Genomic DNA, 19,376 nt, shown 5'->3' with positions numbered 1-19,376 from the left:
CATATTCTTCTGTGCATCTCTGCAAGTCTACATCCCCCATGAATCAGATATTACAATTGTTTCAAAGTAAACTGAGATAACTGGTCCATATCCCCGTCTACTTCTGCAACCGCTGCTTTCTGTTCTGTCAGCTCCTTATAACGGTTCCTGCGCATCTCATCAATGACGGCTGCCCGTGCTTCTGACAGATCTGCCTTTCTTGCATCCTCTCCGACGATCCAGTCACGGGTATTATAGTAGGCTTCAATTTCTTCTTCCGTCAATCCCATGCCCTCATTCGTCTCATCCAGAATATATGCTTCTTCTATCATACTCAGTTCATATTCCTGATACAGATCCAGCGTGTACTCTTTCAGTCCGTAAACTGCCTCACCACGGGCTACTTTTTCACTCCGTTGCATATTTTCCTGTTCCATCCGATGTTTCATTCCGGTAAAAGTTGCATCCTGAATATAGCCTTTTTCTTTTGCAAGATCATATACCGCATGAATATACTTTAACTGTTCCACAGTCCGCTCCGCCAGGATTTCATACCCCGTCTGTCCGTCCGCATATGTCTCGGTCCAGACTGTGTCCTCCGTAATGTCTTTTTTCTGACCTTTCAGTTCCATCTTCGTATCATATCTGACACGCTTCATACACTGTACATATTCTTCCTCACTGATGGGCACTCCCGAAATTGTCAGTGAAAATGCCGGCTCTGATTCTGCAGCCTTCCGGCTCTGAACCATCCTGATACCGCCGCACACAACACCGATCACAACCACCAGCAGAACTGCCAGTAAAAGGTGCTGCTTCCGATTTTTTTTCATTTTCCGTATTCTCTCCTGTTACCTGTAGTGTCAAATAAATTCATTTTCCATCAAAAGAAAGTGTGCTATCGCACACTTACACGCTTGCAATTATCAATGGCACATCTTTCTTGTTTCTATCAATGAATCAAAATTCCCATGCCGGAGAAGGCACGGGAATTTGAAGTTATACACTGTTAAAAGGGAAAAGAGTTTTTTATCACTGTTATCATATCTCTTTTTCTCGAAAAAAACTTGCCTTTTTAAACCACTTTTTCAATCCTTTTTATATAATTCGGAACACTAAAAAAATAAAGCAGATTTATACCCCATGCTTACTGTCCACAGTTGCAGCATTTATGGATATTTCCCGCCTGCAGCTGCATTGGCTGCCACTGCCTGCCTTCTTTTTCATACCAGGCTCCGGCCTCCGCAAATCCGACTTCCTGAAACAATACTTCCGCTCCCTGCAGCACATCCGCCTCAATCGTCTGTGCTCCGGACAGCATCGCCTTGTCGATCAGCAGCCGCACAATAAAATCGCCATATTTTTTCCGTCGAAACTCCGGCAGCACTGCCACTTCCTGGATCCGGTAACTTTCACCGTCAAAAGTAATTCCTCCGGTCGCCACCGGGGTATCCCCTTCATACGCAAGGGCATACATGCAAAAAGCCTCCGGCTCTTCCTCAATCTTCAGCCCACATTCCTCTTCCAGTACCCGGCTGCGGATATCCGCCACCTGCCGTGTCTGTTCATTTTTCTCACTCCCACTTACCAATTTCCCGAATACCATAATGATATCCTCCTTCTTCTATCGTCTCAGTCAGAATCCCACATCCGTTGGCAATCTGCCATTCATAAAAAGATTTCTCCGGTCTTCCATATCGTTCCAGTACTGACATAATTGTACCACCATGACACACAATTGCAATTCGCTGTGCACCTTTTTCCTGTGCATCCCGGACACACTGCTCATATGCCCGGCAGCACCGATGACGGAAACCTGCTCCACTTTCACCATTTGGAACCATCATCTGCCCACCACTGTCGATCCATGCCTGATACGCCGGATTTTCTTTCAGTTCCTCATAATTTTTATATTCAAAATCTCCGAAATCCGTCTCCTGAAGTCCCTCCTGAACACATAATACCTGTCCGGGAAATAAAATCTCTGCCGTCTCCCGGCAGCGCATCATCGGACTGCTGTATACAAAATCCGGTACAAATGCCCCGGCATGATACCATTTTCCCGGATTCCTGTCGCTTTCTGTTTGCACGCACAGATCCTGCATCAGAACCTGCTTTTTTTGCAAACATAATTTTGCCTCATCCGTCAGACCTTCGTCTGTTCTCCCCACATAACGCCGCTGTACATTTCCCAACGTCTTCCCGTGACGAATCCATAAAATCTGCATCTTGTGATCCCCCTATTCTTTTCATTAAGTATAACACATTTACAGCATTTTTGACGAACGAACCTTTTTCTGCTAGAATGGCATCGATATCAGTCATCAAATACGAACGATCCGCATATATGTCAGCTTATGCTGACCAGAATGTTCAAGAATGCCCTCGGCATTCTTGCTGCGAGATGCACACATATAACTTGAATGCTCAACTGACATAGGAGGAATTAAAATGTCGACACGAAATACAGCTATTTTTGATCTGGACGGGACTTTACTGAACAGTTTACAGGATCTGACCAACAGTGTAAATTACTGCATGAAAAAATACGGTGGTCCATCCTATACCTGTGAAGAAATCCGGGAGAAGGTTGGAAACGGAATCTATGTACTAATAGAAAGATCTCTGCCACAGGGTCGCAGCAATCCGAACTATGATGCCTGCATGAAAGAGTTTCAGATTTATTATAAAGCACACATGCTGGACAATACGAAACCATATGAAGGGATCATGGATGCACTTTACCGTCTCAAAGAACATGGGTATCATCTCGCTATTGTATCCAATAAATTCGATGCGGCTGTAAAAAAACTGCGGCAGGACTTTTTTGATGATGTTATTCCGGTTGCTATCGGAGAAACTCCGTCTATCCATAAAAAACCGGCACCGGATACTGTTTTTCAGGCAATGCGTGAACTGGATGTGAAACCGGAAAACTGTATTTATATCGGGGATTCCGAAGTTGACATTCAGACAGCTGCCAATGCCGGAATTCCATGTATCAGTGTAAACTGGGGATTTAAATCAACAGAATTTCTAAAAGAAAATGGTGCGGCACAGATTGTATCCACGCCAACAGAACTGGTAAACGCTATATCAGATATGTAAAAAAATCGTGGGGATTGTTTTCCTGGCAGGCGCTTGTCAGCTGCCGGGATAGAATACCCACGATTTCGATTTATAAAACCTGCAATTTCTCGATTTACAATGTAAAGCGGTCATTCGCAATCTGTTTTCGCTGCTTGCTCATGAATCTACTCAAAGAAATACAGTTCCCGGTAATGCTCATACCGCTCCTGGAACTCTTTCGTATCTTCTTTTTTCACAGAGTTCAGATACGCATGACGACCAATATTTTCCTCACTGCTCTCCAGGATGCTGACTCCGATATTAGAACAGTGATCTGCGATGCGCTCCAGGCTGGTGGTCATATCTGTCAGCACAAACCCCATCTCAATCGTACATCTTCCCTCTTTCAGACGGATGACATGACGACGTTTCAGTTCATCACTCAGATCATCAATCACCTCTTCCAACGGCTCGATCTCTTTTGCCAGTTTCTTGTCATTATTACGCAGTGCCTGAACGGTCAGATTTACCAGATCCGTCACTGCTCTGCGCAGGAACATGATTTCGGAATTTCCCTCAAAGGACATTTGCAGCCCTTTTTCCTGCATCTCCTGTGCGCTTTCCTTTAAGTTTACCGCATGATCAGAAATACGCTCCAGATCGTTGATACTGTGCAGGATGACAGACATTTTCGCACTGTCATTCTCCAGCATATTGCGGTTTGTAATCTGGATGACATAGGAACCGATGCGATCTTCAAAATGATCGATACGACTTTCCAGTTTTTCCACCTGTGCGGCTTTTTCTTCGTCATACTGATCCATAAGTGTCAGTGCTTTTGTCAACGCTTCTTCACTCATGTGTGCCATACAGGCTGTAGCTTCCATACAGTGGCTGATAGCCAGACCCGGCTGTTCCAGGAAGCGGACATCCAGTTTTTTCAATTCCTCCTCGCTCTCCTGAACAGCTGTTCTGCGCTCCGCATGATCTTCCTTGATAGACATGTAAGCCAGCTTCTCCAACACTTTTGCAAACGGAAGCAGTACGATGGTCGCTGCTATATTGAAAATACTGTGAACAACTGCAATTCCCGCCGGTGTCGCCGCATCTCCGAGGAAATCAAAATGTACAAAAGCATTGATCGCATAAAATACGATCATAAACAATGCGGTTCCGATAATATTAAAATACAAATGTACTAATGCTGTCCGCTTTGCATTTTTCGATGCTCCGACTGATGAAATAATCGCTGTCACACATGTACCAATGTTCTGTCCCATGATGATCGGTATCGCACATCCGAAGCTTACTGCGCCTGTACTGCACAGCGCCTGTAAAATACCGACAGATGCAGACGAACTCTGGATGATCGCCGTCAGGATCAGACCAGCCAGCATTCCGAGCAGCGGATTCGTAAACATGGTAAGCAGATGTGTGAACTGCGGTACATCCTTCAACGGTTCCACTGCAGAACTCATCGCATCCATTCCAAACATCAGCACTGCAAATCCAAGCAAAATGCTTCCTACATCTTTATGCTTATCATTTTTTGATGACATCATCAGAAGCAGACCTATGATTGCCAGAATCGGGGAAAATGATGTCGGCTTCAGCATCTGGATAAAAAAACTGCTGCTTTGGATACCGGAAAGACTCAGGATCCATGATGTGATCGTAGTACCCACATTGGCACCCATAATGATTCCCACTGCCTGAGACAGCTTCATAATCCCGGAATTTACAAAACCGACAACCATAACGGTCGTAGCTGACGATGACTGGATCACCGCCGTAACACCTGCACCGAGCAGAACGGCTTTGATTGGATTCGATGTCAGTTTTTCCAGAATTTTTTCCAGCTTTCCGCCGGAAACTTTTGTCAGACCATCCCCCATAACATTCATTCCATATAAAAACAGGGCGAGTCCGCCAATCAACGATAAAATCGCAAATATGTCCATAGTAAAGAAACCTCCTGAATTTTATTCTGTGTAAAAATAATCTTGCAAACCAACTGTACTTACCTGTTATTATCTAACATATTGCTACATGTATCACTTTAATCACTCTATGTAAAATTCAGGAGATTCTAATGTAAAGAGTATGTAAATTTTTTACATTCTATTTACATTTATCTGTAGAAATCTTTTGTCCGCCTCTTGTCAACAGCACAGACATGATCAGCGATGTGATCGGAACGGTAAGAATAATGCCGATTGTACCTGCAATTCCCCGCATGATTTCAATCGCAAGGGAGTACATATTCAGTATCTGATGCATCTGATAAGAATATGCATAAATGATCATAACCAGCCCCAGACTTCCCCCGGCATATGCAAGGATCAGCGTATTCGACATTGTTCCGATCATATCACGCCCGATATTGATTCCGGATTTAAAAATCTCTTTTGCTGTAATATCCGGCCGCTGTTCTTTAATTTCATGCAGGGAAGTGGAAACAGACATAGCTACATCCATGACCGCTCCCAGTGATGCAATCAAAATTCCGGAAAAAAGCATCCCGCCGATATCCAGTCTGGAATTCTGCCCCACATAAATCAGATTCTCAATATCATCTACGTTAAAGCCTGTCACATGTCCGAAATGACCGAATAAAAGTGCGATCAGACCGGAAACAATTACACCAAAAATTGTGCCCAGCATAGCTCCGATCGATTTCATCTGAAAATCCGCAATCAGGACAAAAGTGACAAATGTGATAATCACCACTGACACCGTAGCGGACGCAAAGGGGGAAATACCGATATACATCATTGGTATATACAGCATAATCACGACACAGAACGTAAAAATCAGTGCAATGATCGAATTGAATCCTTTTTTCCCTCCAACCAGCCACATCAGGCCAAAAAATACTGCCAGCAAAAGCCCGATTTCCAGTTCACGGTCGTAATTATATACATTAGCCGACAGTTCTCCGTCATACTCAGACAGACTTGCGATTACCTTAGTTCCCACTTTACAGTCAGCACCATACAAATAACCGTTCAGGCTGTAAGCATCCACGGTTTCTCCCTTATGACTTCCGGATTTGATTTTCAGCACAATCTCCTGTGTATCCCCGCTGTCCAGAGACGCCTGTGCCTGCTGTACTTCATGATCATTCTGAACCACAACAGCCTTTACAAAAACCATGTGATCGTCTGCCAGCAGCGGTTTTCTTTCTACGCTTTGGAAAAACAGAAACATCAATATGATAATACCGATTACGATAAGGTATTTGCCCCATTTGAAACTTTGTTTTCTTTCTTTCACCATCCATCCTTCTTTCTTCACCTGCCAAAATGGGATGTCATACAAAAGTACAACATCCCATTTTCGTTTCACCCGTTACACGAGTCCTTTTCCACGATATCTCATCCGCCTTCGCGGAGCATTGATCTCAATCGGAGATTGAACCTCAATTAAAATCAACCCTGCCGTTTTTCACGTTCCACAAGCCGTACTCATTTGCTGCAGATCCGGTATAATTGAAATTAATCTTGCCGCCTTCTACATACCACCAACCATACTCATTTGCCACAAGTCCGGTATGATTGAAGTTGATCCTGCCGCCTTCTACATACCACCAGCCATACTCATTTGCTACAAGTCCGGTATAGTTGAAATTGATCTTGCTGCCTTCCACATACCACCAGCCGTATTCATTTGCTGCAAGTCCGGTTGTTTTAAAATCTATGGTTCCATTCTGAACATACCACCAGCCGTATTCATTTGACGTAAGTCCGGTTGCATTAAAATCTACTTTTCCATTCTGAATGTACCACCAACCATATGCATTTGCTGCAAGTCCGGTATAATCATCTGCGACTTTATTGTTTTTATAATAATACCAGTTTCCGTCTGCTGCCGGTTCATTTGCAAGTCCGTCCGGAATCACGGTTTCCAGTGCATTCATCGCATCAACAACAGCTTTTGTTGCTTTATCCAGCCCTTTGATCACGGGAGCTTTCTCTGCTGTATAATCTGCAGACTGTTCCTGTTTTCCTTCTGTTACCTGTAAATAAATTGTCTTGTCAAGAAGTGTGGATAATCCTTTTTTGAATCGGTTTACCGAACCATCTTTATTCTCAGCATTCTTCACAGAACCGTATCCTCTGACCGGATCTGCATCCGTACCATATTTTGCGATAACATCTGCTGCAAGCGGATCTTCTGCCGTAACGAGAGATGTTTTCACCGTTTTCAGTTCTTCCAGAGCGCTTTTTAATGCAGCCACACTCTCTTCCGTGTAAGTCACATCGGTACTGTTCAACAATTCTTCTGCTGATGCGATCACTTCATCTGACGACTGTGCATCCTCCGTTTTTGTGATCGTAAAGTCATCTGCATAGCGGTTTCCATTATAATCATAGGTTTTGATCGTAAAGGAATCATCTGTGAAATCAATGGTTGAGAAAGATGGCAGACACTCATTTGTTCTCTCAGCAATATAATACGGTGTATAGTTTAACAGGTTGTAATATTTGGAACCTGAACCGGAACCTGTTGTAATATACATGGTACCTTCCGGATCAGCAACTGTTCCGCTGCTGATATCATAATCCACAACATTTCCGTCTAATACCTGATAGCTTCGTGAGTAGGTATGGTCATGACCTGTCAGACAGACATCAATATCAAACTCATCCATCAACGGAGCAAAAATAATTCTGTTTGTAGAAGCATCGGTATCCGCATGCGGCTGACCTGAACCATAAATATCACTGTGGAAGATTACTACTTTCCATTTTGCATCCGGATTGCTTGCAACTGCTTCCTGCATGAATTTTCTGTGCTCTGCCTGATTACGGTTATTACTGTTCAGTGAAATAAATAATGCATCGCCGTAATTAAAGTAAAAATCACTTCCTGCCGCTGTCTGTCCAAGATTTTCTCCGGAATTCGGATTATTGAAATGTGCAGAATAATCGGATCCGTTCATATCATGATTTCCAATGGTTGCTGCGATCGGAAGACTTCTGAATACAGATGGATATAAATATCCGGCATATTCGCTTTCTCTTGTTTTTCTTACTTCTTCTGTATTGGAGTTGGACTCATTGATCTGATCGCCTGCTGATAACAGAAATGCCGCATCCGGACATGTTTTGATTGCCTGCTGCATGGTTTTATTCCAGTTATAAGCATCTCTTGCGACACTTGCATCATTCGCCTGTCTATCGGAAGAACTTCCGGAAGCGCCTACCTGTGGATCACCGGTAAGGATAACAGAAAACTGATCGGTTGACTGTGTGGTATAAGTGTATTGTTCAGACCATACACTGGTGCCATCCTCTTTGTAATCATTCGTGTACTGATAACAATATTTTGTATTTTCAGCAAAATAATTTTCAATATTTACTTTATTGGATGCGGTATAAGTCTTTCCCTGCCAGTTTGCTGCACTGATATCAGATGCTGTTCCGGTAAATACCTCAGCCGCTCCTTTCGCACCGACTTTCCAGATCATAACGGCCGGTATTCCTTTACTTTCAGAATACCACCCGAAATTCAGGTCATTTGCATCAGATCCCGGTGTCAGTGCTACTTGATCTGTTCCGGAAAAAGCGCCTTCACCACCCTGCCATACATTGGATACCCAATTCTGAAAATCTGCTGAATTATCGGTATCCGTCTTGAAGGTGCTCTGACTTACATCATACGCGCCATAAGCAAATGCGTTTACAGACGGTACCACGCCTGTAATCATGGCTGCCGCAGCAGCTACAACTACACCCTTTTTCCATAAATTCTTGTTTTTGTTCATCTCATCCTCCACAAAGCGTGCTGTTTTCACAGTTACCCAGGCAATTGCCTGTTTTATAATATCGGATCAGCATCCGCTATTACTTAATTGCAGCCCACTCATCACCCGACAAGGTGTGAGTAAACTATTCCGATTTCTACAAAACCGGTTCCGGATTAATCGTCGGATGGGTTCCATTAACAGAAAAAATGACCCATTCCGCAATATTTGTGGCATGATCGCCGATGCGCTCGAAGTATTTGGCTACCATCAGCAGATCTGTCGCTACTTCTGCACCTGCTCCGTGATTCTGGATCAACTCGATCACTTCTTTTTTTGTATCATCAAACATAGCATCGATCACATCATCTCTCGCGATTACTTTTTTTGCCATCTCAATATCTTTTGCCACAAAAGCTTCCAGTGCTTTCATAACCATCAGCATGCATTCCTGTGACATCTGTTTCATACGATCCATCATCGGCAATTCTTTTTCATTTACCAGACATAACGCTAATTCTGAAATATCTGCTGCCTGATCACCAATTCGTTCCATATCTGTAATCATCTTTAATGCTGCGGAAATCAGGCGAAGATCTCTGGCTACCGGCTGCTGTTTCATCAGAAGTTTCATACACAGTGTCTCAATATCTTTTTCCTGCTGATCTACTTCGGAGTCAAATTCCATGTTTTGTCTTGCTTTTTCTGCATCCTGATGTACCATGGCTTCAATCGCATGCTCGATTGCCTGCTCTACCATGTGACCCATCTGGATCAATTCACCGTTTAAAGTATTTAACTGTCTGTCAAATTGATTTCTCATTTTTTATGTTCTCCCTTGCATTAACCAAATCTACCGGTAATATAATCTTCTGTCTTTTTCTCTTTCGGTGTGGAGAATAACTGATCGGTATCACCATACTCTACAAGGTCGCCCAGCAGGAAAAACGCGGTCTGATCAGATACACGTACTGCCTGCTGCATGTTATGTGTTACCATAACGATGGTGTACTGGGATTTCAGTTCCATAACAAGATCCTCGATCTTGGATGTGGAAATCGGATCCAGCGCAGATGTGGACTCATCCATCAGAAGTACCTCCGGATGAACAGCCAGCGCACGGGCAATACAGATTCTCTGCTGCTGTCCACCGGATACACCCAGTGCACTCTTTTTCAGACGGTCTTTTACTTCGTCCCAGATAGCTGCATCACGAAGCGATTTCTCCACAATTTCATCCAGCTGTGCTTTATTATGGATACCGTGAGTTCTCGGTCCGAATGCCACATTATCATAAATACTCATCGGAAATGGATTTGCCTTCTGAAATACCATACCAACCCTTTTTCTCAGCAGGTTTACATCCATATTATTTCCGTAAATATCTTCGCCGTCCAATGCGATCAGACCGTCAATTTCACATCCCTCTACCAGATCATTCATACGGTTTAAGGATTTCAGCAAGGTGGATTTACCACATCCGGAAGGTCCGATAAACGCTGTAATCTGATTTTCTTTAATATTCAGATTAATATCTTTTAACGCATGAAAATCTCCGTAATGAAGATTCATATGCTCGATTGTCATTTTATTTTTTAACATGTTCTTTTCGTTGTCCTCTCTCACATATTGCTGTTTGCAAATTATGTTCATCCAGTTCTCTTTTGGTATTTATAAAAACTAATTCAAAAGATTTTTTTCCGTGCCGATCGTATCGCTTTAATCTCTCTGCATTTTCTTTGCAATGACGGAAGATAAAATATTGATCAAAAGCACCATTACCAGCAAAATAACTGCAGTGGCAAATGCCTGATCCGTATGCAGACCTTCCTGGGAAAGCACATACATGTGAACGGCCAGCGTACGTCCGGAAGAAAGCAGATTCTTCGGTAACGTTGCCATGGTTCCTGCGGTGTAGATCAGTGCAGCTGTCTCACCGGCGATTCGTCCGGTAGAAAGAATAACACCGGAAAGAATACCTGGTATCGCACTTGGAAGCACGATTCGAAATACCGTACGAAGTTTTCCTGCGCCAAGCCCGAAACTTCCCTCACGGAAGCTGTCCGGCACTGCTAAAAGTGCTTCCTCTGTGGTTCTCAAAACCGTTGGCAGAACCATGATCGCTACTGTTAAAATACCTGCCATTAAGGAATAGGACATGTGGCAGGCAGTTACGAAAAACAACATACCAAATAATCCATATACGATAGAAGGAATGCCTGTCAGAGTTTCTGCCGTAGTTCTGATTACTTTTACAAGTTTATTTCCTTTTTTTGCATACTCTGTCAGATATACCGCTGAAAATACACCTACCGGAACTGCGATCAGTAACGCTACTCCGATCATGATCAATGTATTGATAATGGATGGAAGCATTGATACATTGTCACTGTCATAATGTATAGAAAACAGCGACGGAGTCAGATGCGGAATACCTTTTGCAAGAATATATACAATCAGATAACCAAGCATCACAAGCGTAAAAACAGCTGCCAGAATAACCAGTATTTTTAAAATCAGAGAGCCGGCATAAATTTTTTTCTTTGTCTTTTTCATTACTCCTTCTCTCCTTTTCCTTTGATGATGCTGAATGCCAGATTAATGATCAGGATAAATACAAACAGTACCACACCGGTTGCGATCAGTGCTTCTCTGTGAAGTCCGGTTGCATATCCCATCTCAAGCACAACATTTGTGGTCAGTGTACGTACTCCCTGCAAAATTCCCTGCGGCATACGTGGCTGATTTCCTGCAATCATTACTACCGCCATGGTCTCACCAATGGCACGTCCGATGCCAAGTACCACACCGGCTAAAATACCGGATTTCGCTGCCGGGATCACACAACGGAAGATGCTTGCTTCCTTTGTAGCACCCAATGCCAGCGCGCCTTCAAAATAGGCGTTATTTACAGACCGGATGGACGTCTCCGTTACACCGATGATCGTCGGCAATATCATAATTCCAAGAAGGAAAGATGCTGTCAGAATACTCATACCGTCTGTGTTATTTGTTCCGAAGATCATACGGACCGCCGGCACGATTACCATCAATCCAAAGAATCCATATACGACAGAAGGGATTCCTGCCAGAAGTTCGGTTGCCGGTTTCATAATTTTATAAAGTCCTTCCGGACAATACTTTGCAAGAAATACTGCAGTAAAAATACCAATCGGTACACCTACTGCAATGGCACCGCCTGTAATATACAGACTTCCGATGATCATCGGAAAGATACCATATTTATCATTTCCCGGCTTCCACACCTGTCCGCCGAGGAATTTTCCCAGTCCAATTTTTCCCATTGCCGGAATTCCATTTGCAAATAAGAAGATACAGATCATGGCTACTGCCACAATGGAAATACAGGCAACTAACAGAAAAATAATTTCAAACACTTTTTCTTTTCGTTTCATATATTTTATTTCTCCCTGTGGGAATGCGCCATGCAGACCCTTCCTGTGCAAAGCGGAGATTCGAATCTTTCATGACGCATATATCATAGTCATTCAGAACATAGGAACTTTTCTATAACAAATGTAGTTCTGAAATCATTATTTTACTGAATCAATTATTTTACATCCTGCCATTTTGTAACTTCACCGGTGAAGATCTGTTTTACCATATCAGAACTGATCTCATCGGTTGGGTTATCATTGTTTACAATAACTGCGATACCATCAAGTGCAATCTTGGTAGCTTTTACACCTGTCTCTTCTTCTTTCAGATCACGGGAAGCCATTCCGATATCACATTTTCCGTCAATTGCAGATGTGATACCTGTTGTTGAATCCGTTGTCTGCTGCTCAATTTCTGCATTCGGATTTACTTTTTTGTAAGCCTCTACCAGTTTCTCCATAACCGGTGATACACTGGAAGAACCATCAATTGTGATTTTTCCGCTTGCTCCTGTAGAGGTAAATGCCTCACCTTCTGCCACGGAAATATATCCGTCATTGGAGATTACTTCCTGACCATCCGCACTCATGATATAGTTGATAAAGTCCTGTGCCACATCACTTACAGTATCTTTTGTAATAATGTTGAACGGTCTGGATACTTTATAAGATCCGTTGGATACGTTCTCTGTGGTTGCTTCAGCACCGTCGATTTTTACAGCTTTAACCGTATCATTCAAAGAACCGAGGGAACAGTAACCGATTGCATATTCGTTACCGGCTACCGTAGACATCATAACCTCTGTGTTGTTTGTGATGGTTGCATCTACGGTTGTCATGTCCTCTTTCTCGCCTGCTTCATTTTTCTCTTCAATTCCAAACAGCTCGATGAAAGCACCTCTTGTACCGGAACCATCCTCACGAGATAATACTGTGATATTTCCGGAAAAATCAGATGCGTCTGTCTTTCCTGCATCACCGCTTTCTTTTGCTGCGCTTGTTCCATCACCTGCTGTGCTGTTGTCGCTGCTGTTTCCACATCCTGTAAGTCCAAGTCCTGCTACTGTTGTTGCGCAAAGTACAAGCGCCATCATTTTTTTTAATTTCATCTTATTCTCTCCTTTTTACAATCATTGTCCTGTCTATCTTATTTTTAATTATGTTGGCAAGTTATTTCTTGTTTGCCTTACGCGGTATACTTTATCTCGAATCTGTTTTTCATACTATCCGATTCATGCAAAAAAAAAGTAAAGCTTTTGTAAAAAACTTTACTTTCAAAGGGAAATCTCTGCTTTTTCCTGAAAAAAGAAGGCATCATACCGCAAGGATACGACGCCTTCTTCTTTTTGTGGGAGTTTTATTTTATAGAATTATTTCTACTTTTTTAATTGTTTTCTATAGTAAAGATTAGAAAACCACTTTTCCTCCGACTACATTCCAGGTTCCATACTCGTTGGATGCCTGTCCTGTGTAACCAAAGTCTACTTTTCCATTGGTTACCTTAAACCAACCATACTCATTTGCTGCAAGTCCGTTGTAATCAAAGTTTACTTTTCCTCCAATTACCATGAACCAGCCATTTTCATTGGATGCAAGTCCTGTATAGCCAAAGTCTACTTTTCCTCCGACTACCATGAACCAGCCATACTCGTTTGCTGCAAGTCCTGTATAATCAAAGTCAACTTTTCCGTTGGTTACTTTGAACCAGCCGTTCTCGTTTGCTGCAAGTCCTGTGTAATCAAAGTCAACTTTTCCGTTGGTTACTTTGAACCAGCCATACTCGTTGCTTGCAAGTCCTGTGTAATCAAAATCTACTTTTCCATTCGTTACTTTGAACCAGCCATACTCGTTTGCTGCAAGTCCATTGTAACCAGATGTTACAACACCATTCTGATACAGGTACCAGTTGCCATCTTCTGCCATTGCAAGACCATCCAGTGCCGGGGTTGCTCCTTTTGCTCTTACTTTGATGACAACCTGCATCTGATCCCTCGGGCCTCCGGTGGAACTCAGAACATATGGGTACTCAGCAAAATCAGTACTTGGATCAATCTGTCCATTTGTCGGTGTAGTAGAAACGATCTCATAACCATCCTGTACATCAACGCTGAACAGTACCGTACCTGATGGGGTATTCAGTGTCGCTACTTTTACAGCTGCTGAATTGTAGGTACCATCCTCATTTTCCACATAGAATACATATGGGATATTTACGAAAGTCTGTCCTTCTGCCGCAATACCGGTATCCGGAATTACAATATCACTTGCTTCTACTTTGATGGTTACGTTGTTGATGGTGTATGTACCATACTCATATGCTACATTGCCAACGGTCAATGCTGTTGTGTAAACAGTCTCCGGATCTGCTGCTGTGATACAGTCTTCTGCTGCCAGATCCAGTGTGTTCAGGTAGCTGTCACCGGTAACGGTCCATGTGGAATCTTTGTCGACATCCAGGTTGACCGGGTTATTAATTGTCTTGTGAGCTGTATGAGAGAAGCTTCCGATTGTCATATAATCGCCAGTCGTACCTGTGCCGTCATCAGCCAGATAGTTTGCATGGTTTCCGCTTTCGGATCCTGTGTATGCCTGCAGAACAGTACCGTTCTCTACCACATCACCTGTCTCCGGATCAATATGTACTGCTACTGAGGAGGATACAGTACCTGTCAGCTGTGCATTTTCCAGAGATACATCCAGTGCCTGTTTGTTGTTGTAGATACTGTTCCAGATATCACCGGTATACTCACCATTTTTAAATGTTGCGCTGGAATCATCGATCTCTTTACCTGTCGGGATCGCATCCTCGCCCGCATCATTGATGGTGTAACTTGTTACACCCGGGTTACCTGCATCGTCAGATTCTACCAGTTCCACCAGGATACCATCGTCAGTACGTTTGGAATCACCGGAGAAATCTACATCTGTATTATCCACTACAAGATGGCTGTAGCCTTTGTTTGCCTTACCGGATTTAATCTGCATCAGAGCATCTTTGGTATCCACTTCACTGTCTTTCAATGTCAGTGTACCACCGCCAGCCTGCTGTGTCATGAATGCGATACGGTCACAATACATATAGGAATCGTCATAAATTGAACTTGATTCACCGGATGCAAGGATCTGTACATAGTCCGGAGAGTAGAAACGTACATTGCTGTATTTATTCCATACACCGGAATCCGCATATGTTACATATCCGGAACCACCCATGGTGTATCCGTAAGTCACACCGTTTACGGTCTGTGTTGCAGTATATTTCTTTGCAGCCTGTGCCACTTCTACTGTACCGATACCTGAAACAGAATTATTTACCTGAAGTGCATATGTACCGGTATTGTTGTGAGATGTTCCGGAATCTGTGGACAGAGCACCCCAGCCTGTGGAGATGATCATACTGTTGTTGTAGATTGCCTGACCTGCACCAAGTACGTTTGTTGCACGGATGGTTCCCTCCATACCAAGTGCGAATGGTACACGTTTCATCATGGATGGTACCAGTTCACTATATGTATTGTAATCATCATTTGTCTCCTGGGCATAGATGACAGAGTTATTTACTGTAGTCTTGGAGTTATCTCCAACCCAGATTGCAGTACGAATGGTTCCCGCTGTATTGATATAAGAATCATTAATGGTTACATCTGTATTCTGATCTGCCATGACAGCTGATCCCCATCCAGAAAAATCATCACCACCGTCACCGTTGGCAGTCACATTTGCTTTGTTGATCGCATATTTGGAATTTCCTGTTACGTAAATACCATTAAAATGTGCACCGTTTGATTTTACGGTTACATTGTTTGCCTCGGTATCTGAATAATCACCGGAAATCGCATCCAGAACAGATCCGTCCTCTACAACTTTTCCATCATTTACAAGTAATGCCTGTCGGAAGTTGTAGATAGATTTTACTGCATCCGGGCCATTCCATGGTGGAGCACTCGGACCACCACTTTTGTAAACTTTGGTTTCTGCGATGTTATAGCCACCGTCTACATCATAACTGCTTCCTACTGTAAGATCTTCCTGCTGTCCATCTACAACCAGAGTCAGCACTTTTCCATCTTCTGCTTTCTTGGTATAGCTCTTGCCATCCAGTGTATAAGTAACACTGCTGACGGAAGATGCTTTTCCGGTAGATGTTACTGCTCTCTCATCTCCATAGCTGACATCTGTGATCGTCAGTTTGCTTCCTGTTGCTGATACATCCGCCGCAAGCACCGGACTGCACATTGACAATGAAAGAGTTACTGCCCCTGCTACGGCCAAAGACTTCCGTAACAATTTAGAATTTCTGTTCATACGCTCTCCTCTCTTTTCCGTAAAACCTTCCTACATAGTAAATAACTGATAGGAATATTATTGCAAAAAGAGCTCTTTGACAAAAGGCAGTTTTTTTAGAATAAAAGGACGTTTTTTTAGATGTTCTATATCTCCTATATAAAGCAGACATTCGCAATCCGCTTTCGCTACTTGCTCATGAACGCAAAAAAAGAGCTATCCGACTTTCTCGTCATCAGATAGCTCTCTCACCTGTTAAATCGAAGTTTCACTATATAACCTCCCTTTCTATATTCTCTTTTTTGTCCCAACTATGGATCTCTGCCTCTCAATGGATTATTCCTCCTTTAACCGATTTTCTTTTATAATGATAAACTCTGTCAAAAGAGATTATATTTATCTGCTTACTCCATTGGACTGACCTCCTGTTGTTATTTAACGAAAGATGTGATTCAACTTCTCTACTTATATATCGTGTTATAATGTTTTCTGAAGTTGTCTCTCTTCTTTTGTTGTCTTTATTGTATTGCACATTTGTATTTTTGTCAATACTTTTTCTGTATATTTTTTATATTTTTGTGAGTTTTCTGTCATTTCATATTTATCTTATCATTTTGCTTATGCATTTTCCATATGCCTATGGAAAGCATTTTCCGAACGATCTTAATTTCAGGAATCCTGTCCAAACTGCTCTCTGGCACAGACAATATATTCCAACGCATTCTTTCGATTTTCTTCCATTTCTTCCTCTGTCACTGCCCGTCTTACTTTTGCCGGAGAACCAAGTGCCAGCATCCCATCCGGAATCACCGTTCCCTGCGTTACCAGTGCACCGGCTCCAACCATTGCATTTTTTCCGACTTTTGCACCATTTAATACAATCGCCCCCATGCCGATCAGTGCACCGTCACCAATCTCACACCCATGAATGATTGCCTTATGTCCGACCGTTACATAACTTCCGATCATCACAGGAAAACCCGGATCTGCATGCAGCACACAACCATCCTGAATATTGCTGCCTTCGCCGATCTCAATCCGATCATGGTCTCCTCTGACTACGGACTGATACCAGACACTGCTGCCTTCTGCCATGGAAACGTCTCCTATGATATCTGCACTGGCGGCCACATAGGCATCCGTAAAATTCTTTTTCTGAACAGTCTCTGCACATTCTTCCTTTTTTTCCATCATTTCTCTATCCTTCTTTTATTTGAATGCCTCTGATATACTCTTGCCGATTCCGTCACTGCCAGTCCACCCTCGCTGGTTTCCTTCAGACAAGCCGGAAGCTGATTCCCGGTGCGCCGCATACTGTCGATCACATCATCCGGTGCGATGGCACTTCGTATGCCTGCCAACGCCAGCTGGGCAGATGTTACCGCATTCACTGCTCCGCAGGAATTACGTTTGATACATGGTACTTCCACCAGACCAGCTACCGGATCACAGACCAGTCCCAGCATATTTTTCAGAGCCAGTGCCGCCGCATGCATGATCGTCTCTGCATCCCCTCCCTGAAGACTTGCCAACGCACCTGCAGCCATGGCACTCGCTGATCCGATCTCCGCCTGACATCCACCGGAAGCTCCCGCCAATGATGCATTTTCAGCGATCACAGTTCCAATGCCTGCCGCCACGTACAGCGCTTTTACCAGGTCTTCCTGCGTTGCTGAAAAGTCCTCTTCATAGCTTAATAAAACTGCCGGAAGTACACCGCAGGATCCTGCTGTCGGAGCTGCCACGATCCGCCGCATACAGGCATTTGACTCACCCATTTTAATCGCTTTCTCCATGACTTTTCCGATAAAGTCCCCGCAGATATTTTTTCCCTGTGCATTATACTGCTGCAATTTTGCGCCATCACCGCCTGCCCGTCCGCTGGCGGAACGAAGTGCACCGTTATAGCTCTCATCCGCCTGCTTCATCGCCTGATACATGATGGTCATTTTTTCAAATGATGCCTCGGCACTGCGCTCATTCTCACTCATATCCGCATTACGGACAATCTCCCAAACTTCACGATTCTGTAAAACTGCCTGTTCCTGCAATTCTCTCAGTGTATGATATCCTGCTGTCATATACCTGTACCCCATTTTTCGTTATCTGTTATCTGTTTTACGCCGTAAGTCCCGGGAAATAAGTCACTTTCTGTACGCCTTCTACTCCGGCAAGCCATACAATTCCATCCTCCGGAATCAACTGGTCACACTCAACTACCATCACCGCCTGCTGTCCTTTTGCAGAACGGTACACCTGCATGGTTGCAATATTGACATTCTTCTTAGCTAACATGGAAGTTACCGCCACGATACATCCAGGCTGGTCGATATTATGCACGATCAACGTCGGACATTCTCCGGAAAAACCGGTATTGATACCATCAATTTTATCAATGCTGATCCGTGAACCTCCGATAGAAGAAATCTGAACCTCCGTCTGCTTTCCGCTGATGCCATTCAGACAGATTACTGCCGTATTCGGATGCGCCTCTTCCAGTCTGGCTTCCCCGAATGCCACTTCCATGCCTCGCTGTGCGGCAATCTCGAAACTATCCGCAATCTGGTAATCATCTGTCTGCATTCCCAGCAGACCTGCCACAATAGCTTTTCTTGTTCCATGTCCTTCTCCGGTTGCAAGAAAAGAACCGTACAGCAGTATCTCTGCTTTCTGAATCGGCTCTCCCAGCAGTTTCCCTGCCACATAACCCATGCGGACTGCCCCTGCTGTATGGGAACTGGAAGGACCTACCATGATCGGTCCAACAATATCAAATAAATCCATATCCGTTATCTCTCCTATTTTCCAAAAAATTATCATCCTGCGAAAGAAAACTAGCTTATACAGATCTTTCTCATGCGAATCAGATTAATCTTAACAGAGTTTTACCCCCCCCC

The 19,376-nt window shown here is 43.4% G+C and carries 16 protein-coding genes; 1 reads left to right on the top strand and 15 read right to left on the bottom strand.

Features of this window, described 5'->3' with window-relative positions; translation table 11 throughout:
• Positions 1-50 precede the first annotated feature (50 nt).
• The 3 genes from HMPREF0373_RS09135 to HMPREF0373_RS09125 form a co-directional block, all read right to left on the bottom strand.
• Positions 51-812 carry a hypothetical protein gene (locus tag HMPREF0373_RS09135; protein ID WP_021739404.1) on the bottom strand — a complete coding sequence of 254 codons (762 nt, stop codon included), beginning with the start codon at positions 810-812 and terminating at the stop codon, positions 51-53.
• 314 nt (positions 813-1,126) lie between these two features.
• Complete coding sequence (locus HMPREF0373_RS09130) at positions 1,127-1,585, bottom strand: GNAT family N-acetyltransferase (protein ID WP_021739403.1); 459 nt, start codon at positions 1,583-1,585, stop codon at positions 1,127-1,129.
• Positions 1,554-2,207: a histidine phosphatase family protein gene (locus HMPREF0373_RS09125; protein ID WP_021739402.1), complete on the bottom strand. Its 654-nt coding sequence runs from the start codon at positions 2,205-2,207 to the stop codon at positions 1,554-1,556. The genes HMPREF0373_RS09130 and HMPREF0373_RS09125 overlap by 32 nt, the downstream gene beginning before the upstream one ends.
• 223 nt (positions 2,208-2,430) lie before the next feature.
• Here HMPREF0373_RS09125 and HMPREF0373_RS09120 point away from each other — a divergent pair, with 223 nt between their 5' ends.
• Positions 2,431-3,087 carry an HAD family hydrolase gene (locus tag HMPREF0373_RS09120; RefSeq protein WP_021739400.1) on the top strand — a complete coding sequence of 219 codons (657 nt, stop codon included), beginning with the start codon at positions 2,431-2,433 and terminating at the stop codon, positions 3,085-3,087.
• Positions 3,088-3,233: 146 nt separating this feature from the next.
• On the opposite strand, the gene HMPREF0373_RS09115 is transcribed toward HMPREF0373_RS09120, so the two are convergent.
• From HMPREF0373_RS09115 to sdaAB, 12 genes are all read right to left on the bottom strand, one after another.
• The gene (locus HMPREF0373_RS09115) at positions 3,234-5,009 is read right to left on the bottom strand and encodes a Na/Pi cotransporter family protein (RefSeq protein WP_021739399.1); all 1,776 of its coding nucleotides are present in this window, start codon (positions 5,007-5,009) and stop codon (positions 3,234-3,236) included.
• Between the two features lie 160 nt (positions 5,010-5,169).
• Positions 5,170-6,396, bottom strand: coding sequence for a YibE/F family protein (locus HMPREF0373_RS09110; protein ID WP_021739398.1), 1,227 nt, complete (start codon positions 6,394-6,396; stop codon positions 5,170-5,172).
• A 73-nt stretch (positions 6,397-6,469) separates the two neighbouring features.
• Positions 6,470-8,818, bottom strand: a complete 2,349-nt coding sequence (locus HMPREF0373_RS09105; RefSeq protein ID WP_167618672.1) for a purple acid phosphatase family protein — start codon at positions 8,816-8,818, stop codon at positions 6,470-6,472.
• Positions 8,819-8,954: 136 nt separating this feature from the next.
• Entirely contained in the window at positions 8,955-9,620 is a 666-nt protein-coding gene (phoU, locus tag HMPREF0373_RS09100) for a phosphate signaling complex protein PhoU (RefSeq protein ID WP_021739396.1), read from the bottom strand.
• 20 nt (positions 9,621-9,640) lie between these two features.
• Positions 9,641-10,399: a phosphate ABC transporter ATP-binding protein PstB gene (pstB, locus tag HMPREF0373_RS09095; protein WP_044963687.1), complete on the bottom strand. Its 759-nt coding sequence runs from the start codon at positions 10,397-10,399 to the stop codon at positions 9,641-9,643.
• A 117-nt stretch (positions 10,400-10,516) separates the two neighbouring features.
• Positions 10,517-11,353 (bottom strand): phosphate ABC transporter permease PstA, encoded by an 837-nt coding sequence (gene pstA, locus HMPREF0373_RS09090; protein WP_021739394.1) that lies wholly within the window; start codon positions 11,351-11,353, stop codon positions 10,517-10,519.
• Complete coding sequence (pstC, locus tag HMPREF0373_RS09085) at positions 11,353-12,213, bottom strand: phosphate ABC transporter permease subunit PstC (protein ID WP_021739393.1); 861 nt, start codon at positions 12,211-12,213, stop codon at positions 11,353-11,355. The genes pstA and pstC overlap by 1 nt, the downstream gene beginning before the upstream one ends.
• A gap of 155 nt (positions 12,214-12,368) precedes the next feature.
• Positions 12,369-13,304 carry a substrate-binding domain-containing protein gene (locus HMPREF0373_RS09080; RefSeq protein WP_021739392.1) on the bottom strand — a complete coding sequence of 312 codons (936 nt, stop codon included), beginning with the start codon at positions 13,302-13,304 and terminating at the stop codon, positions 12,369-12,371.
• Between the two features lie 298 nt (positions 13,305-13,602).
• Complete coding sequence (locus HMPREF0373_RS09075; protein ID WP_044963647.1) at positions 13,603-16,500, bottom strand: hypothetical protein; 2,898 nt, start codon at positions 16,498-16,500, stop codon at positions 13,603-13,605.
• A gap of 648 nt (positions 16,501-17,148) precedes the next feature.
• The gene (locus HMPREF0373_RS09070; protein ID WP_021739389.1) at positions 17,149-17,673 is read right to left on the bottom strand and encodes a gamma carbonic anhydrase family protein; all 525 of its coding nucleotides are present in this window, start codon (positions 17,671-17,673) and stop codon (positions 17,149-17,151) included.
• The gene (gene sdaAA, locus HMPREF0373_RS09065) at positions 17,670-18,560 is read right to left on the bottom strand and encodes an L-serine ammonia-lyase, iron-sulfur-dependent, subunit alpha (protein ID WP_044963644.1); all 891 of its coding nucleotides are present in this window, start codon (positions 18,558-18,560) and stop codon (positions 17,670-17,672) included. Before sdaAA ends, HMPREF0373_RS09070 begins: the two co-directional genes overlap by 4 nt.
• A 37-nt stretch (positions 18,561-18,597) precedes the next feature.
• A complete protein-coding gene (sdaAB, locus tag HMPREF0373_RS09060; RefSeq protein WP_044963641.1) occupies positions 18,598-19,263 on the bottom strand; it encodes an L-serine ammonia-lyase, iron-sulfur-dependent subunit beta in 666 nt (221 codons plus the stop codon).
• Between the last annotated feature and the right edge of the window lie 113 nt (positions 19,264-19,376).

This window comes from Eubacterium ramulus ATCC 29099, assembly GCF_000469345.1.
In the GTDB taxonomy this organism is placed as follows: Bacteria; Bacillota; Clostridia; order Lachnospirales; family Lachnospiraceae; genus Eubacterium_I; species Eubacterium_I ramulus.
Note: the sequence above shows the minus strand (reverse complement) of the source record. Positions and strands in the feature narration are given on the sequence as shown.

Bases quoted from the DNA above. Each gene is read 5' to 3' on its own strand.
- HMPREF0373_RS09125 (WP_021739402.1), bottom strand. From the start codon at position 2,207: ATGCAGATTTTATGGATTCGTCACGGGAAGACGTTGGGAAATGTACAG.
- HMPREF0373_RS09135 (WP_021739404.1), bottom strand. From the start codon at position 812: ATGAAAAAAAATCGGAAGCAGCACCTTTTACTGGCAGTTCTGCTGGTG.
- HMPREF0373_RS09115 (WP_021739399.1), bottom strand. From the start codon at position 5,009: ATGGACATATTTGCGATTTTATCGTTGATTGGCGGACTCGCCCTGTTT.
- phoU (WP_021739396.1), bottom strand. From the start codon at position 9,620: ATGAGAAATCAATTTGACAGACAGTTAAATACTTTAAACGGTGAATTG.
- pstC (WP_021739393.1), bottom strand. From the start codon at position 12,213: ATGAAACGAAAAGAAAAAGTGTTTGAAATTATTTTTCTGTTAGTTGCC.
- HMPREF0373_RS09080 (WP_021739392.1), bottom strand. From the start codon at position 13,304: ATGAAATTAAAAAAAATGATGGCGCTTGTACTTTGCGCAACAACAGTA.
- sdaAB (WP_044963641.1), bottom strand. From the start codon at position 19,263: ATGGATTTATTTGATATTGTTGGACCGATCATGGTAGGTCCTTCCAGT.
- pstA (WP_021739394.1), bottom strand. From the start codon at position 11,353: ATGAAAAAGACAAAGAAAAAAATTTATGCCGGCTCTCTGATTTTAAAA.
- HMPREF0373_RS09105 (WP_167618672.1), bottom strand. From the start codon at position 8,818: ATGAACAAAAACAAGAATTTATGGAAAAAGGGTGTAGTTGTAGCTGCT.
- sdaAA (WP_044963644.1), bottom strand. From the start codon at position 18,560: ATGACAGCAGGATATCATACACTGAGAGAATTGCAGGAACAGGCAGTT.
- HMPREF0373_RS09070 (WP_021739389.1), bottom strand. From the start codon at position 17,673: ATGATGGAAAAAAAGGAAGAATGTGCAGAGACTGTTCAGAAAAAGAAT.
- HMPREF0373_RS09075 (WP_044963647.1), bottom strand. From the start codon at position 16,500: ATGAACAGAAATTCTAAATTGTTACGGAAGTCTTTGGCCGTAGCAGGG.
- HMPREF0373_RS09120 (WP_021739400.1), top strand. From the start codon at position 2,431: ATGTCGACACGAAATACAGCTATTTTTGATCTGGACGGGACTTTACTG.
- pstB (WP_044963687.1), bottom strand. From the start codon at position 10,399: ATGTTAAAAAATAAAATGACAATCGAGCATATGAATCTTCATTACGGA.
- HMPREF0373_RS09130 (WP_021739403.1), bottom strand. From the start codon at position 1,585: ATGGTATTCGGGAAATTGGTAAGTGGGAGTGAGAAAAATGAACAGACA.